Source organism: Citrobacter freundii complex sp. CFNIH4, from assembly GCF_002934505.1.
GTDB lineage: Bacteria > Pseudomonadota > Gammaproteobacteria > Enterobacterales > Enterobacteriaceae > Citrobacter > Citrobacter freundii.
In genome coordinates, this window is record NZ_CP026231.1 from 4120343 (window position 1) to 4137152 (window position 16810).

Annotated in this window: 16 protein-coding genes; 7 read left to right on the forward strand and 9 right to left on the reverse strand. The window is 51.7% G+C overall.

Going from position 1 to position 16810, the window contains the following annotated elements; all coding sequences use genetic code 11:
• Positions 1–2 precede the first annotated feature (2 nt).
• Positions 3–506, reverse strand: a complete 504-nt coding sequence (locus C2U41_RS21150; RefSeq protein WP_003023361.1) for an RrF2 family transcriptional regulator — start codon at positions 504–506, stop codon at positions 3–5.
• 232 nt (positions 507–738) lie between these two features.
• Here C2U41_RS21150 and C2U41_RS21155 point away from each other — a divergent pair, with 232 nt between their 5' ends.
• A complete protein-coding gene (locus C2U41_RS21155; RefSeq protein ID WP_103848236.1) occupies positions 739–1938 on the forward strand; it encodes an NAD(P)/FAD-dependent oxidoreductase in 1200 nt (399 codons plus the stop codon).
• A gap of 105 nt (positions 1939–2043) precedes the next feature.
• Here the strand turns inward: C2U41_RS21155 and rsmJ are convergent, their stop codons facing one another.
• Positions 2044–2793: a 16S rRNA (guanine(1516)-N(2))-methyltransferase RsmJ gene (gene rsmJ / locus C2U41_RS21160; RefSeq protein WP_003837787.1), complete on the reverse strand. Its 750-nt coding sequence runs from the start codon at positions 2791–2793 to the stop codon at positions 2044–2046.
• 134 nt (positions 2794–2927) lie between these two features.
• On the reverse strand, positions 2928–4970 hold the full coding sequence (gene prlC / locus C2U41_RS21165; RefSeq protein ID WP_016151129.1) for an oligopeptidase A: 2043 nt from the start codon (positions 4968–4970) through the stop codon (positions 2928–2930).
• Between the two features lie 208 nt (positions 4971–5178).
• On the opposite strand from prlC, the gene C2U41_RS21170 reads away from it, so the two are divergent.
• Positions 5179–6021 carry a 23S rRNA (adenine(2030)-N(6))-methyltransferase RlmJ gene (locus C2U41_RS21170; RefSeq protein ID WP_003023347.1) on the forward strand — a complete coding sequence of 281 codons (843 nt, stop codon included), beginning with the start codon at positions 5179–5181 and terminating at the stop codon, positions 6019–6021.
• Positions 6022–6125: 104 nt separating this feature from the next.
• A complete protein-coding gene (gorA, locus tag C2U41_RS21175) occupies positions 6126–7478 on the forward strand; it encodes a glutathione-disulfide reductase (RefSeq protein WP_003846150.1) in 1353 nt (450 codons plus the stop codon).
• Positions 7479–7544: 66 nt separating this feature from the next.
• Here gorA and dinQ read toward each other — a convergent pair whose 3' ends face one another.
• Entirely contained in the window at positions 7545–7628 is an 84-nt protein-coding gene (dinQ, locus tag C2U41_RS21180; protein WP_003837776.1) for a damage-inducible type I toxin DinQ, read from the reverse strand.
• 27 nt (positions 7629–7655) lie between these two features.
• On the opposite strand from dinQ, the gene C2U41_RS30025 reads away from it, so the two are divergent.
• Positions 7656–7787, forward strand: coding sequence for a hypothetical protein (locus tag C2U41_RS30025; RefSeq protein WP_256376312.1), 132 nt, complete (start codon positions 7656–7658; stop codon positions 7785–7787).
• 223 nt (positions 7788–8010) lie between these two features.
• On the opposite strand, the gene C2U41_RS21190 is transcribed toward C2U41_RS30025, so the two are convergent.
• Complete coding sequence (locus tag C2U41_RS21190; RefSeq protein WP_003837773.1) at positions 8011–9405, reverse strand: cytochrome-c peroxidase; 1395 nt, start codon at positions 9403–9405, stop codon at positions 8011–8013.
• A gap of 427 nt (positions 9406–9832) precedes the next feature.
• Between C2U41_RS21190 and C2U41_RS21195 the strand changes: the two genes are divergently transcribed.
• On the forward strand, positions 9833–11482 hold the full coding sequence (locus tag C2U41_RS21195; protein ID WP_003837772.1) for an alpha,alpha-trehalase: 1650 nt from the start codon (positions 9833–9835) through the stop codon (positions 11480–11482).
• A 27-nt stretch (positions 11483–11509) separates the two neighbouring features.
• Here C2U41_RS21195 and C2U41_RS21200 read toward each other — a convergent pair whose 3' ends face one another.
• Positions 11510–13099 (reverse strand): STY4199 family HEPN domain-containing protein, encoded by a 1590-nt coding sequence (locus tag C2U41_RS21200; RefSeq protein WP_032950457.1) that lies wholly within the window; start codon positions 13097–13099, stop codon positions 11510–11512.
• Between the two features lie 167 nt (positions 13100–13266).
• On the opposite strand from C2U41_RS21200, the gene C2U41_RS21205 reads away from it, so the two are divergent.
• A complete protein-coding gene (locus C2U41_RS21205) occupies positions 13267–13806 on the forward strand; it encodes a GNAT family N-acetyltransferase (protein WP_103848234.1) in 540 nt (179 codons plus the stop codon).
• A gap of 86 nt (positions 13807–13892) precedes the next feature.
• On the forward strand, positions 13893–14243 hold the full coding sequence (locus C2U41_RS21210; protein ID WP_003837768.1) for a glycoside hydrolase family protein: 351 nt from the start codon (positions 13893–13895) through the stop codon (positions 14241–14243).
• Positions 14244–14261: 18 nt separating this feature from the next.
• On the opposite strand, the gene C2U41_RS21215 is transcribed toward C2U41_RS21210, so the two are convergent.
• The 3 genes from C2U41_RS21215 to C2U41_RS21225 all read right to left on the reverse strand — a co-directional run bounded on the left by C2U41_RS21215 (position 14262) and on the right by C2U41_RS21225 (position 16714).
• Complete coding sequence (locus tag C2U41_RS21215; protein WP_087879314.1) at positions 14262–14864, reverse strand: response regulator transcription factor; 603 nt, start codon at positions 14862–14864, stop codon at positions 14262–14264.
• Between the two features lie 361 nt (positions 14865–15225).
• Positions 15226–16074: an EAL domain-containing protein gene (locus C2U41_RS21220; protein WP_044713953.1), complete on the reverse strand. Its 849-nt coding sequence runs from the start codon at positions 16072–16074 to the stop codon at positions 15226–15228.
• 199 nt (positions 16075–16273) lie between these two features.
• Entirely contained in the window at positions 16274–16714 is a 441-nt protein-coding gene (locus C2U41_RS21225) for a winged helix-turn-helix domain-containing protein (RefSeq protein WP_032937221.1), read from the reverse strand.
• Positions 16715–16810: the final 96 nt, after the last annotated feature.

Here is a 16810-nt window from a genome sequence, read left to right on the forward strand (position 1 = left end):
CACTACCCTTTACGCGCGTCTATCCACTCCTGCACTTCCACCACAAAGGTGTCCGGCGCTTTGCGGTACATTTTGCGCGCCAAGTCCAGAATCGTATGCTGACCGAGCGCTTCTTCCATCCGCTGCTGGGCCATGTCCATTACCGAACGCACACCACAAATGCCTTCACAGGCCCACTCTGGTGGATGCTCCTCAAATACCGCCAACCGCTGGCGAATTTCACGACATTCAAAGATGCGCTTATCACCATCAATAGCATTCACCACATCCAGCACAGTGATGTGTTCAGCAGGTTTAGCTAACTGGAAACCACCGCCCTTGCCTTCAATGCTGCGCACCAGACCCGCTTTGGACAGACGGGTGAAAATTTTTGCCAGATAGTCATATGGCACACTTTGCAGTTCGGCAATTTCCCGCACGCTCATATCCCTCGCGTCGCCCTTACTGTCGACCATACACATCAGGCTATGAATGCCGTACTCAACCCCAGAACTGTAGAATGCCATTCTCTTATCTCAGTCAAAATTAATCTGAGTTTATTGTAGCTTTTTCGTTTCACTCATTCCAGACAGCAAAGTAACCCCTCTTCACAATAAAACTTTAAATACATATTTATCAAATAGATAATAAAAAATCCTCACCCTTTGAGGCAGAAAGGAGCTCAATCGCATTGCAATTCATAACTACGACAAATAAAATCCGAGTAAATAACTCGTAGTCACCAGTGAGAAAACTCCAATGCGTAAACAAATTCTGATCGTGGGCGCCGGCTTTGCCGGTATGTGGGCAGCATTAAGCGCCGCACGACTGGCGGATAAACATCAGCAGGCCATTGATATTACAGTAATTGCGCCACAGCCAGAGCTGCGTGTCCGCCCACGTTTTTATGAAAGCGCCGTTCATACGCTGGTCGCACCACTGCAACCGCTGTTTGACGTTACCGGCGTCAACTTCCTGCAAGGTCACGTCGAGCAAATCCTCCCGGACTCTAAAGAGGTGAGCTGGAAAGATGCCAACGGTGACATTCATCTGCGCCGCTACGACCGCCTGGTGCTTGCCAGCGGAAGTCACGTAAACCGCGACACCGTCACCGGTGCCGCCGAGCACGCGTTTGACCTCGACCAACTTGAGAGCGCCGCCGTACTGGAGCAGCACATTAACGATCTGGCATTACAACCGGAAAGTGAGGCTCGCAATACGGTAGTGGTCTGCGGCGGCGGCTTTACCGGCATTGAAATGGCGCTGGAATTACCAGGTCGTTTGCGCGAAATATTGGGCGCTGATGCTAAGACCAGAGTTGTCGTAGTTGAACGCGGCGCTCAGCCGGGTGGACGCTGGAGCCAGGAATTACGTGACGTGATTATCGAAGCCTCTGCTGAACTGGGCGTCGAGTGGCTGGTCAATGCGGAAGTAGAGTGCGTGGATGCCTCTGGCGTCACGCTAAAAGATGGACAGGTGATTTCTTCCCAGACAGTTATCTGGACCGTCGGCGTTCAGGCTAATAGCCTGATAGCACAGATTAACGCCCCGCGCGATCGCCAGGGCCGTCTGCATGTCAATGCCAATCTACAGGTTGTGGGTCACGATGATATCTACGCCACTGGCGATGTAGCCTACGCCGCCACCGACGACAAAGGCAATCATGCGCTGATGACCTGCCAGCACGCCATCTTGCTGGGTAAATTCGCCGGTAATAATGCCGCGGCAGACCTGTTAAACATAACACCACTGCCATATCGTCAGGAAAACTACGTCACCTGCCTGGATCTTGGTGCCTGGGGTGCGGTGTATAGCGAAGGATGGGATCAGCAGGTGAAACTGACGCGCGCAGAAGCGAAAAAGCTGAAGGTGTCGATTGTCAGCGAGCTGATTTACCCGCCGAAGGCGGACCGCGCGGTAGCGTTTGAGATTGCCGATCCGCTGGCACCGTTTGTTTAACCCGTGATGCCGGATGCGGCTACCGCCTTATCCGGCCTACTAACGGCACCGAACTGTAGACCCGATAAGCGTAGCGCCATCGGGCACTATAGCTGACCATCTGGCCTATGCCGTTCCCGCATAAATATCGAACCGATGCCCTTTTGTAACTACCGCGTTCGGCGTGGCGACATCCGCCAGCGGCGGCGCGTAGTCCGGACGCTTCACCACCACTCGTTTGGTGGCTAACTGACGAGCAGGCTCCAGCAGCCCATCCGCATCCAGATCCGGCCCCACCAGCGACTGAAACACGCGCATCTCTTTTTTCACCAGCGCGCTTTTCTGCTTATGTGGGAACATCGGGTCGAGGTACACCACCTGCGGGCGCGGCGTGATATCGGTTAACGCCGTCAGGCTCGACGCGTGAATCAACTGCAAACGCTCCTGCAGCCACGGACCGATTTCCGGGTCGGCATACCCGCGCGCCAGGCCATCGTCAAGCAGCGCAGCAACCACCGGGTTTCGTTCCAGCATTCGTACGCGACAGCCTACCGAGGCCAGTACAAACGCATCGCGCCCCAGCCCTGCGGTTGCATCGACCACATCCGGCAGGTAATCGCCTTTAATGCCGACCGCCTTCGCCACCGCTTCACCGCGGCCACCGCCAAATTTGCGCCGATGGGCCATCGCACCGCCCACGAAATCCACGAAGATACCGCCGAGTTTAGGTTCGTCACGTTTGCGCAGTTCCAGATGTGCTGTCGTCATCACCAGCGCCATCAGGTTATCTTCATCGTGTTCCAGTCCCCAGCGGGCGGCCAGAACAGATAAGGCGCCGTCTCCGGCGCCTGTTTCATCAATTAAGCAGATTTTCAATTCCGCTTTACCCTAAATAATTCGAGTTGCATCAAGACAACAAGTGAAGGAATCCCTGGGAACGTACAAATAGTACGTGACCAGGGTGAGTGAGCGCAGTTGCCGAAGAGGCAGCTTGAAGTATGACGGGTAAATCAGCCTTTAATCCCGTAATGCTCCAGCATCGCATCCAGCTGTGGCTCGCGGCCACGGAAGCGTTTGAACAGTTCCATCGGTTCTTCAGAACCGCCACGGGTGAGGATGTTATCGAGGAACGATTGTCCGGTTTGACGGTTGAAAATCCCTTCATCTTCGAAGCGAGAGAAGGCATCCGCCGCCAGCACGTCGGCCCACAGATAGCTGTAGTAACCCGCCGCGTAGCCCCCTGCAAAAATATGGCTGAAGGCATGCGGGAAGCGGCCCCAGGTTGGGCCCGGCACCACGGCGACCTGTTTCTTGATTTCCGCCAGCGTATCGAGGATTTTCGCCCCTTGCTGCGGGTTAAATTCCGCGTGCAGACGGAAATCAAACAGACCGAACTCCAGTTGACGCAGAATAAACAGCGCCGCCTGGTAGTTTTTCGCCGCCAGCATTTTATCCAGCAGTTCCTTCGGCAGCGGTTCGCCGGTTTCATAATGGCCGGAGATAAACGCCAACGCTTGTGGCTCCCAGCACCAGTTTTCCATAAACTGGCTCGGCAGTTCGACCGCATCCCATGGCACACCGTTGATACCGGAAACGCCCGCGGTTTCGATACGGGTCAGCATATGGTGCAGACCGTGGCCGAACTCGTGGAACAGGGTAATCACTTCATCGTGGGTAAACAGAGCGGGTTTGCCGTTCACCGGACGGTTAAAGTTACAGGTCAGGTAGGCGACCGGTTTTTGCAACGTGCCGTCGGTTTTACGCATCTGGCCGACGCAGTCGTCCATCCACGCCCCGCCGCGTTTATGTTCACGGGCATACAGGTCGAGGTAGAAGCTGCCGCGCAGCTCGTTGTTTTCGTCGTACAGCTCGAAGAAACGAACTTCCGGGTGCCAGACGTCAACATCGGTGCGCTCTTTGGCAGTGATGCCATAAATACGTTTAACCACTTCAAACAGACCGTTAACGGCTTTGTTCTCCGGGAAATAAGGACGAAGCTGCTCGTCGCTGATGCTGTAGAGGTGCTGTTTTTGTTTCTCGCTGTAGTAAGCGATGTCCCACGGCTGAAGCTCATCAACGCCAAATTCCGCTTTCGCAAAGGCGCGCAGTTGAGCCAGCTCTTTCTCCCCCTGCGGACGGGCACGTTTCGCCAGATCGGTCAGGAAGTCGAGGACCTGCTGCGGGTTTTCCGCCATTTTGGTAGCCAGAGATTTAAAGGCGTAGCTTTCAAAGCCCAGCAGTTGCGCCAGTTCGTGGCGCAGCGCGAGGATCTCTTCCATTATCGGGCTGTTGTCCCATTTGCCAGCGTTCGGCCCCTGGTCAGACGCGCGCGTGGAGTAAGCGCGATACATCTCTTCACGCAGTCCCTGGTTGTCACAGTAGGTCATCACCGGCAGGTAGCTTGGGATATCCAGCGTTAACAGATAGCCTTCCTGCTCTTTGGCTTCCGCCTGGGCCTTCGCCGCAGCCAGCGCGCTTTCCGGCATACCAGCCAGCTCAGCTTCATCGGTGACTAACTTCGTCCAGCCCATCGTGGCATCAAGGACGTTATTGCTGTACAAGTTGCCGAGCTCAGACAGACGGGTGGCGATTTCACCATAGCGCTGCTGTTTTTCCTTCGGCAGACCAATACCAGAAAGCTCAAAATCGCGCAGCGCGTTATCGACCGCTTTTTTCTGCGCGGTGTTCAGGGTGGCGTAATGATCGCCATCACGCAGGTCGCGGTACGCTTTGTACAGGCCTTCATGTTGTCCAACCCAGGTGCTGTATTCAGACAGCAGCGGCAGCGTTTGTTCGTAGGCTTCACGCAGTTCCGGGCTGTTTTTCACCGAGTTCAGGTGGCTAACAGGAGAGAAAATACGCCCCAGCACATCGTCAACTTCCGCCAACGGCTGGCAGAGATTTTCCCAGGTGTACGGCGCGCCCTGCGCAACCACACGTTCAACATTTTCGCGGCAATCGTTCAGCGCCTTAGTGACGGCAGGCACGACATGCTCAGGCTGAATTTTAGAAAACGGCGGCAGTTCGAAGGGAGTCAGCAATGGATTGGTCATTAGCGCGGTCCTGTTGAAAAGAGTGAATGAAGCGCGTATCCGGCGCTGTGCATATTAATTTGTACAATGGGGTTAAGTGTAGAGGATTTCAATGCTAACCGTGACGGAAAGACGCCCGGTGGTGCTGCGCTTACCGGGCCTACGGGTAATCTGTGCCGATCTGCTGTAAACTGTGGCAAATCGTCATTTCAGCGGAATTTCATTACCCATGCTCAGTTATCGCCACAGTTATCACGCAGGCAACCACGCCGACGTCCTGAAACACACCGTCCAGAGCCTGATCATTGAATCGCTCAAAGAGAAAGAAAAACCGTTTCTCTATCTGGACACCCATGCTGGCGCTGGCCGTTATCAGCTGAGCAGTGAGCATGCCGAACGTACCGGTGAATATCTGGAAGGGATCGCCCGTATCTGGCAGCAGGACGATTTGCCTGCCGAACTGGAACCCTACATTGGCGTAGTGCAACACTTCAACCGTAGCGGTCAGTTGCGCTACTACCCGGGCTCTCCGTTAATTGCTCGCCAGCTGCTGCGCGAACAGGATAGCCTGCAATTAACTGAACTGCACCCGAGCGACTTTCCCCTGCTGCGCGGCGAATTTCAGAAAGATGAGCGCGCACGCGTGGCCAAAGCAGATGGTTATCAGCAGCTGAAAGCAAAATTGCCGCCGGTTTCACGTCGTGGGCTGATCCTTATCGATCCACCCTACGAAATCAAAAGCGACTACCAGGCGGTGGTCACCGGTATTAACGAAGGCTACAAGCGTTTCGCGACCGGCACCTATGCGCTGTGGTATCCGGTGGTTCTGCGCCAGCAAATCAAGCGCATGATCCACGATCTCGAAGACACCGGCATCCGCAAAATTCTGCAAATTGAACTGGCGGTGCGCCCGGACAGCGATCAGCGCGGTATGACAGCGTCTGGCATGATTGTGATTAACCCACCGTGGAAGCTGGAGCAGCAGATGAACAACGTTTTGCCGTGGTTGCACAGCAAACTGGTTCCGGCAGGAACCGGTCATACCTCGGTAAGCTGGATCGTGCCGGAGTAATCGCAGCCATCGGTGGAACCTTTTAATATCAGGTATACAATCGCGAATATTTTGGCGGATGGCGTAACGCGTCTCCGCCCTACAATGAACATGAAGGAGCGGTCATGACCAAGCACTATGATTACATCGCTATTGGCGGCGGCAGCGGCGGTATTGCCTCCATTAACCGTGCAGCAATGTACGGCCAGAAATGCGCACTGATTGAAGCCAAAGAGTTAGGCGGCACCTGCGTTAACGTGGGCTGCGTACCAAAGAAAGTGATGTGGCATGCCGCCCAGGTTCGCGAAGCGATCCACATGTACGGCCCGGATTACGGTTTCGACACCACCATCAATAAGTTCGACTGGGATAAACTGATCGCCACGCGTACCGCTTATATCGATCGTATTCATACCTCGTACGACAATGTGCTGGGCAAAAATAATGTCGATGTGATTAAAGGTTTTGCCCGCTTTGTGGATGCCAAAACCATTGAAGTGAACGGTGAAACCATTACTGCCGATCATATTTTGATTGCTACCGGCGGTCGCCCGAGCCATCCGAACATTCCGGGTGTGGAATACGGGATCGACTCCGATGGCTTCTTTGAGCTGCCCGCACTGCCGAAGCGCGTTGCGGTCGTCGGCGCAGGTTACATCGCCGTTGAGCTGGCAGGCGTGATTAACGGCCTGGGTGCCCAAACGCATCTGTTCGTGCGTAAACACGCGCCGCTACGCAGCTTCGACCCGATGATCGTCGACACGCTGGTTGAGGTGATGAACGCCGAAGGCCCGACTCTGCATACTCACGCGATTCCGAAAGCGGTCGTTAAAAACGCTGACGGCAGCCTGACCCTGCAACTGGAAGATGGTCGTAGCGAAACGGTAGATTGCCTGATTTGGGCAATTGGTCGTGAACCAGCCACCGATAACTTCAACCTGGCAGTTACTGGCGTGAAAACCAACGAAAAAGGCTACATCGTCGTTGATAAATTCCAGAACACCAGCGTGCCGGGTATTTATGCCGTCGGCGATAATACCGGCGCCGTAGAGCTGACGCCGGTTGCTGTTGCCGCGGGCCGTCGCCTGTCCGAGCGTCTGTTTAACAACAAACCGGACGAACATCTGGACTACAGCAACATCCCGACCGTGGTCTTCAGCCATCCGCCAATTGGCACCGTCGGCCTGACCGAGCAGCAGGCTCGCGAACAGCACGGCGATGACCAGGTAAAAGTGTATAAATCATCGTTTACCGCGATGTATACCGCTGTCACCACGCACCGTCAGCCGTGCCGCATGAAGCTGGTTTGCGTCGGTCCGGAAGAGAAGATTGTCGGTATTCACGGTATTGGTTTTGGAATGGATGAAATGCTGCAAGGCTTCGCGGTCGCACTGAAAATGGGCGCAACCAAGAAAGACTTTGATAACACCGTTGCGATTCACCCAACGGCAGCAGAAGAGTTCGTTACCATGCGTTAATCGCACTTCATGAGTGTTAAAGGGCAAAGAGGGGTTAGCTCTTTGCCCTTAGTTACGTTTCCGCTATCAGTTCAAAAGTTGCAGCAGATAGCGGATCAGCTCCAGCAACGCGATTAACGCTCCCAGAACGATGATTGCTTTATCAATCACCCGTTTTCTCCATCAGATGGAGTGAGAATGCACCCGCTTACTCATCCATTGCCTGTCACGGGGCATGCTCCATTGTTAGATGATAACTATCTCACCCCGGCCAGAGCATCGGTCAACGGCACCACCCGTTTCGCCGATCAGGACTTAGAAAGCGTTTAGCGCGCGTCCGGAAGGGATAAGTTACAGAGCTAACTGGATAAGTATACAGTTCTTTTAATCGTAACTGCCAGCGCATTCTTGCAATAGTACCGTTAAGGTAATAGGATTGAAGCGTTAGATGATAACTATCTCACTTCGGCCAGAGCCACCAACTCGGGCTGAAGCGTAAAAAAACCGACGTGAAGTCGGTTTTTTTACGTCCGAATCAGGACCAGGGCAAAATCTATTTACCCTGCATATACGGCGTATACACGCCGTTTAAGCTTTCGAGGAACGCCACAATATCGTCGATATCTTCCTGCGGCAGTTCTTTACCCACCTGATAACGCAGCATCAGTTTTACCGCACCGTCGAGCGTAGGCACATCACCTCGATGGAAATAAGGCGCGGTCAGCGCAACGTTACGCAAGCCAGGGACTTTTTGACGCAGCTTGTCACGTAATTCATTAGTGACGTTCATGCGGCCAATATCTGCAGCAGTGACCTCGCCGAAATTAAAGTCCTTTTTCAAACCCAATGGCTCAAATGAACGCCCGCCTAAAATAATACCGCCATGACAGGTCGCGCACTTATTATCTTTAAACAACTGATAGCCATGTTTCTGCTGGGCAGTTAACGCCGCTTCATCGCCGCGTAGCCATTTATCAAACGGCGAATTTGGCGTAATTAGCGTTTTCTCAAACTCAGCAATCGCATCGGTAATATTATCTCCGCTGAATCCCTGCGGATAAACCGCGATAAACTCTTGTTTGAGTTGCGGATCTTTATCCAGTTTCTGAATAATTTCATCCCAGGATTTAGACGCCATCTCGATAGGGTTCAACGGCGGGCCGCCTGCCTGCGCCTGCAATGTTGGTGCTCGACCATCCCAGAATTGTTCCACGTTGAAGACAGAGTTAAATACCGTCGGCGCGTTGATAGGACCAACCGCGCCGCCTACGCCGATTGACGTTTTGCGACCATCTACGCCGCCCGCATTCAGGGCATGGCAGTGCGCGCAAGAAATCGTGCTGTCACCGGAAATACGCGGGTCGTGGTAAAGCGTAAAGCCTAGCGCCACTTTGCGGGCATCGGTCGGAATGCTTTCCGGTATCGGCTGCACAGGCTCGTTACGATGCTGCGCGGCGGTATCGTTACTGGCGTAATACTGCTCGCGCTGTTTCGCAATCCAGCCCAGGATCTCTGCTCGCTCCGTATCGCTTACCTTGCCAGCCCAGTGCAGTGCGGTATAACGCGTCGGCGGCATGGTGTCGTACTGCATCACCCATTCAATTTTATTCAGGTCGCTTTGCGAAACGGGTTTATCTGCGACCAGCGCCGCACGAACGGCCTCAAGATTGAATGATTTGTATCCCAGTTGAATATCGTAATTCATCAACTGCTTAGCGACAGGAAAAGAAGAATAGAAAGGTAATTCAGCTGAAGGCGTGTGACAATAATCGCATCCTTTTTCGCGTAAAAAACCTAATACTTTATTATTTTCTTCCAGCGTAGAGGCCTGAACATCTGCCTGTTTACTACGTTGATTATCGTGATACCACACATAACCGGATAATCCAAAATAACAAATCACGACGCCAGCTATGGCTATCGCGGTAAGACGGGTAATAATTTTCATTATTTTACCCTCACCGTTGTGAGTTATTGTGACCCAGAAAAATTAGAATAATGAGTGCATAGTCTTTATCAGACTTAACCATCATAGAAAGTAAGGGATTTATTATTTTGATAAGTATCAAGCAATTACATGGGGGATAACTATCGATAGAATAGCCTGTGCCTATTACGGAGATAAGCCGTTATGGTTTTCCGTTCACACCTCGTTGCAATCGAATGTTCTGAAAATGAAATATCTTCAGGTCACGCAGAATTATGAATTCTTCATTATATTCATTGGGATAGTCTTATTTTCTAAATAATATGCAGCACTAAAACGTGATCAACCGCACGCTTTACTCACCAGACACCGAAGCGAATGTCTACGCTTAACTGACGACCGGGCAATAGCCTTAATCTTTCAACGTCCATCGGAGGTCTTTCTCATTATGCTCAACCAGAAACTACCCCACGCCCCTTCAGAAGAAATGACGATCGATATCGATCTGCTTTATGAAATGGATCCGTGCGAGTTAAAGCTGGATGAAATGATTGAGGCAGAGCCAGAGCCGGAGATGATTGCAGGGTTACCCGCGTCAGATGCGTTAACCCCCGCCGATCGTTACCTCGAGCTGTTTGAACACGTCCAGTCATCCAAACTATTCGCTGATAGCAAAACCTTCCCTGATTGTGCGCCCAAAATGGACCCACTGGACATTTTGATCCGCTATCGCAAAGTTAAACGCCACCGCGACTTTGATCTGCGACGTTTCGTCGAGAACCATTTCTGGCTACCGGAAACGCCCTCCAGTGAATATGTGTCCGATCCGGCAAGCTCGCTGAAAGAGCATATCGATCAATTGTGGCCTGTGCTGACGCGCGAGCCGCAGGATCACATTCCCTGGTCCTCGCTGCTGGCGTTACCGCAGTCATATATTGTGCCCGGCGGACGTTTTAGCGAAACCTACTACTGGGATTCCTACTTTACCATGCTGGGTCTGGCAGAGAGCGGCCGCGAAGATCTGCTGAAGTGTATGGCGGATAACTTTGCCTGGATGATTGAAAACTATGGCCACATCCCCAACGGTAACCGTACTTACTATCTAAGCCGTTCGCAGCCGCCGGTCTTTGCGCTGATGGTGGAACTGTTTGAAGAGGATGGCGTACGCGGCGCACGTCGTTACCTTGAACATCTGAAAATGGAATACGCATTCTGGATGGATGGCGCCGATTCCCTGGTGCTCAACCAGGCCTACCGTCACGTGATCAGAATGTCGGACGGCTCTCTGCTCAACCGCTATTGGGACGATCGTGATACGCCGCGTGATGAATCATGGCTTGAAGACGTCGAGACCGCCAAGCATTCGGGTCGTCCACCCAATGAGGTGTATCGGGATTTGCGCGCGGGCGCGGCCTCCGGCTGGGATTATTCCTCGCGCTGGCTACGCGATGCAGGCCGCCTTGCCAGCATACGCACCACGCAGTTCATCCCGATTGATCTGAACGCCTTCCTCTACAAGCTGGAAAGCACTATCGCCAATATTTCCGCGCTGAAAGGCGACAAAGAAACGGAAGCGCAGTTTCGCCAGAAAGCCAGTGACCGTCGCGATGCGGTAAACCGCTATCTGTGGGACGATGAAAACGGCTGCTATCGCGATTACGACTGGCGGCGCGAACAAATGGCCCTGTTCTCTGCCGCCAGTATTGTGCCGCTATATGTCGGTATGGCAACACATGAACAAGCCGACCGGCTTGCTAACGCGGTTCGCAGTCGCCTGCTCACGCCCGGTGGGATTTTAGCAACCGAGCATGAAACGGGTGAACAGTGGGATAAACCGAACGGCTGGGCGCCGCTGCAGTGGATGGCGATCCAGGGCTTCAAACTGTACGGTGACGACCATCTCGGGGATGAAATCGCCCGTAACTGGTTGAAAACGGTGAATCTATTTTATCAGGAACACCACAAGCTTATCGAAAAATACCACATAGCCGACGCAGCGCCGCGCGAAGGCGGCGGCGGGGAATATCCGTTGCAGGACGGCTTTGGCTGGACCAATGGCGTGGTGCGCCGACTCATCGGTTTGTATGGCGAACCCTAGCGGCTGACGGTCTGAGTCATCAGGATGTCAGTTAATCGCATCGTACAACTCGGCGTGAATTTTCTGCCATTTCTTGTTCTCAGGGCTTGGCTGGGCGCGAACACGCAGCTCGGCCTGCTCAAGATCATATTGCTGACGCGCAACGACCGCAGGCACGGAACAAAAACTTTGCAGATAACTTTTATGCAGCGATGTGAGTGACGCCCCATTCGACATCGCATGGCTGAGCGTAGTCATAAACTGTCGGCATGGTTTGCTTTCATCCATCTGCGAAGGGTAACGCAGCAGTAGTCTCAACACCTCGGTATTGCCCGCTGAGAACGCCTGCTCCGTCCACGCCAGCTTCCAGTCCATCCCACCCTGCAGGAACAGTGACGTCACGCGGGTGTCATTGCGATCGATAGCCGCCCGCATGTTAAAGGCATCCCAGGTGATACCCATTCGGGTCACCGCCTCCCGTGCGCTGGGGGCGTCACGTCGCGGTTCCTCCTGCACAATTTCAACGGATTGTCCGGATGACGCCTGTGGCGCTGGCGAAGTGAATAACCAGAACGCACCCAGCGAAATCGCCAGCACCATCACGCCGACTGCTACCCACAACATGCCGGAAATCAGCTGTTCACGTTCTTCCGCCGAGCGTTTGGCCCGCTTCTCCGGCGGATCAATACTGTCTGCGATTTCATGCTTATCGCCTCCCGCTTGCTCGTCTTTTTGCTTTGCCGTTTCCCAAAACTGGCGGACCATGGACTCATCAGATTCCAGATACGACGCAGGATTAATGCGCGTACGCCGTTCTTCAAATGCCCGTTGCACAGGATGAGTTATCTGCCGGTACTGGTAGTCCAGCAACAGCAATTGTACTGACGTCAGCGGCTGCTGCGCGATAACGCAGTTACGAGCCAGGCGGCAATCATCCAAAAACATGCGTAGCGTGATGCGCGGCTCAACAAACGACATCAGCACCGAGGTATCGTTAAAAATCTGCGTAAAGTGGCGAACGAATAATTTCTTATCGACGACCATCAGTGCCAGCTCGCTAAACATCATACCGTCCAGCGCATCTCGTCCTTCGCCTAACTTTAGCCAGCGACGCAGACGTTCACCGCCAAAGTGCTGTTTCAGGAAGCTGTTGAGAGGATGTTGATCCGGCCATACCCGCGCAATCAAGGATTTGAGGGTTAATTCTATTGCGCGAAGTTGACGCTGCGCCCGCATCTGAGCATCCGGCTCTACAGGTGCAATTTCGGTTTGATACTTCAGGATGGGCTGTTGCTGGCGCAATTGTTCCAGAGAGGCCACAAAGCGCAGCGCTGAAATCAGCTGGTTTTCACTGACGTCCTGGCCATTTTCATATTGGGGTACACTCTGTTGAAGATGGCGTAGCCGCAGAGTGAACTGGCTCAATTGCGCATCATTCATCTGCAACCGTCTGGCGACAGCCCCCCAACCGCCCAGATTCAGTCGTGCCTGATCCAGTTGTTCGAGAAACCACCGAGGGTCTTTGCCTTCTGTGACATGTACGCCTAACAGCAATAATATTTCTATCGACGCCTGACGGATAATCCCCAGACAATGTTCAAAGGGTGTACATGTCGCTTGTAACGCGCTATTGGTCATCATCTTCCCTAAAAGGACCCAAAACGTGCGGCCTCATCATGGTATGTAATTATCTTTTTTAAACGCAACGTTGTGCCGATGTAGACTAAAACACATTCATATAGCAAATAAATAAGTTTTACAGTGACTTCCGCACAATCATTGAAAATTATTCTGGAGATAAGCCTGTGCCTGTATTGCAAACATCACGTCTGCTCTGCCGCCCACTGACAGAAAATGACTGGACGTTCTTCTTAACGCTACAGCAGAATCCAGATGTGATGCGCTTTGTCGCTGACACGCGTACTGAAGAGGAGATACGGACAGCCTTCAACTCCCGCCTGCCTGAATGGTCTCCCGGCAGCCCGCACTGGCTATGTCTGGTCCTGTGCGATAAGGCATCGGGAGCACCGCTTGGAGTGACTGGATATATTCATGAAAACAATGAATGTGCCGAGGTCGGTTTTCTGCTCGCCCCTGAAGCGCAGGGGAAAGGTTATGGTACTGAATCTCTGCATGCAGTTTGCGATTTTACATTTACCACCGGAGGGCTACGCCGGCTTACGGCTTGCGTCACCGCAGGAAACGAAGCCTCACGGCGTCTGTTGGAAAAGGTCGGGTTCATTCACGAAGGCACGCTGCGGGAAAGCTACTGGCTGCATCAAACCTGGAATGATGACTGGATTTTCGGCCTGTTAAAACACGACTATCAGCCACCCGCAGAATAAGACGTTTTGCTGAAAAAACTGGCTGTATGACAACTGGCGTAACGGAGGCGGTTTCTTAAAATAGGTCTCTTTGTACAGAGATGAATATGCCACTCCATTCAACGTATTTCACGCCCGCCTGTGTTGCATTTATTAAACAATGGCAAGGCCTGTCACTGGAAAAGTATCAGGACAAAAATGGTGTCTGGGTGATTGGCTACGGGCACGAAATCACATCCGATGAAAGCTTTCCTGCGCCTGTTTCGGTAACGCAGGCAGAAACACTACTGCTCGCGGATCTGGAAATCTGCGAGGAATTCATACACCAGAAAATGCCGCAAATAAAAGAAAGGTTTCAACAGGAAGCGTTAATTGCGTGGATGCTCAGCGTGGGGATAAGCCGGTTTTGTGCTGCAGAATTCTGCTCGGGGGTTATTTCACAGCCAGAATCGTTCTGACTGTGAAATATTCGCCCGTTAAATTGCGTCGTTTAACATCATTGCCGCCTGCGTACGGTTTTTTACCTCGAGGCGCTGATACAGCGATTCAAGATGGGCTTTGACCGTTCCGGTGCTGATATTTAACAATCGACCAATTTGTTTATTTGATTCTCCGGCGGCAAGCATAGTCAGAATCTCTCGCTGACGCGCACTAAGCGATCTGATATTTTGCCCGCTGCTCTCGGGGGTTATCATACAATCTCTGGGGATAAATACCATTCCCATCGCAATGCTATTGAGAGCCAGCGTGAAGGTTTCCGCGTCAGAGTCGCGTGGAACAATGGCCAGCACATTCAATTGCGTAACCTCATGCAGCCATTTTTTACGGCAGTCCGTTGCTGTTACCAGCACTTTTACTGTCGAAAAGCGTTGCGCTATCTGCTGTAGCAAGTTACGGCAGAACTCGGCGTCCTGGTCGCCATCCAGCATTATCAGTGCATCAGGGGTGTCTTCCAGTTTCTGCCAAAGGTCATCTGCCTGACTGACACCCTGAACATCCACTCCTGGAATACGCTCTTGTAAACTTACATTCATTCCATGAATAAATATCGACTGCCTGTCAAACATTATTACCTGCATTACTTATCTCCGTCTGAATAAGATACTAGCCTTAACACGCGGAAGGGTATTACCCGAGGGGTAAAATAAGAAGTCACCATTTGGCGGGGGCCATTTTACCGATAGACGGAGAAGAAAGAAGAAGAAATCGAAAATAGTTACAGCTAAAACCAAATAATCACACAAATGGACAAAAACGGCGCTAAATATTAAGGAAATCCTTAATATCCAATGTTCAAAATCAGCTTATTAATATTAATTTTTTGGAGTCTATATTTTCTAATAAAAATAAGGAACTCACAGTAACAGACAAATATGTTACAAAATAAAATGTCGCATCAATTGATCATCACCTGTGGTTTCCCCAGGCAGTATTGCTGTATCAATCGACACTAAAGGTTGCAGGCGATTGCATCACTCCGATCAGATCTTCAAGTGGAACGGGTCTGCATAAATAATACCCTTGTAAAAAATCACAGCGTTTCATGCGCAGATAATCGGCCTGAGCCTGAGTCTCAACGCCCTCGGCAATCATTCGCAGACCCATCTTCTGCGCCAGCTCAATAAGCGTATCGACAATGCGGGTATCGCCCCCCTCACCAATCTGGCTGACAAACAGTTTATCTATCTTAATAAACTCCGGTTCCAGCGCGTGGAGGTAACACAGATTCGAGTATCCCGTCCCGAAATCATCTAACGCTACGGCGATATTGGATTTTCTCAACGCGGCAAACCACTCGCTTAGCTGAGGGGTAAAGTGCAGAGGGCGTCTTTCGGTAATTTCGATAACCAGTTGAACCTGAACCGGGGCAAGCTTTTGCATGAGCGCCACGACGTCCGACTCAAAGCGCGGATCGAGGCAGTTTTCGGGGCTCAGATTTAGGTTAAGGTAAAGTCCATTTGGGAAAAGGGGGAGCCGCGACTGCAGGTCGGCAATGACTTGCTGAATAAGTTGATGCGTCAGCGAGGCGATAAGACCATGCTCTTCCGCAAGGGGAATAAATATATCAGGGGGAATAGCGCCATACTGGGGATGCGTCCACCTGGCGAGTACCTCAATACCTGCAATTTCACCCGTCTGGCTGTTAAAAATGGGTTGATACACCGGTTGGAACTGCCGTTGAATAATGGCTGCATTCAACGTTTTTACCGGTGCACAGGTGAGGAAACGGGCCAGTAATTCGCTGGCGTCAGAGAATAATATCGGGAGTTGCCTGGTTGTGGTAATCATCACGAGCCTCAAGCGTGCGGCGGCCTATTGAGGGCAACCGCACAGCAATCATCAGAACCTGACCCAATCGCCCTGGCCGTTATTGGTATCTATCGAACAATAACGCTATTTAGCGAAAATACATTGAAAATAAAAAGTAAAGATAACGATAAAAAAAGCCCCTCGCACTGCATGCTCAGGGCAAATACCTGGGTTGACATCACTCACTCAGGTTATCTATTTTCTCCCTTTTTTTGACAGCATGAGTTGGGAGTTCGCTCACTTTGTAATAAACGGGAATGACATCAGGATAATTGATGACATAACCCTGACCTCTTATATTAAGGATAAAATCCCTGGGTAACCCCAGCAGGCCAAGTTTATTATTAAGATTGTGCAGGACTTGCCATAATCTTTGCGCAGAGGGGCTCAGATTATGCGCTTCCCAGATTTTCTCAAATAATTCTTCTTTCGGTACCGGCTGGCTCCTGGCATTTATTAATAAATACAGGAAAAGCCTGAGCATTGTTTCATTAAAGTAAATTGACGCAAAAACGATGTTTTTCTCGGTATGGCTACCCGTAAGCCGATACAGTCGGCGATTAGAAATGTCAAAATGAATTTCAGCACCAATCATAAATCCATATAGACGATAGCCCATATCTTATACCCACGTTAAATGAAGACGAACATGCACCTCTACATATAAGCGTTGAGATAATCCATACCGTTTGTATGGTGGATTATATGACTGCTA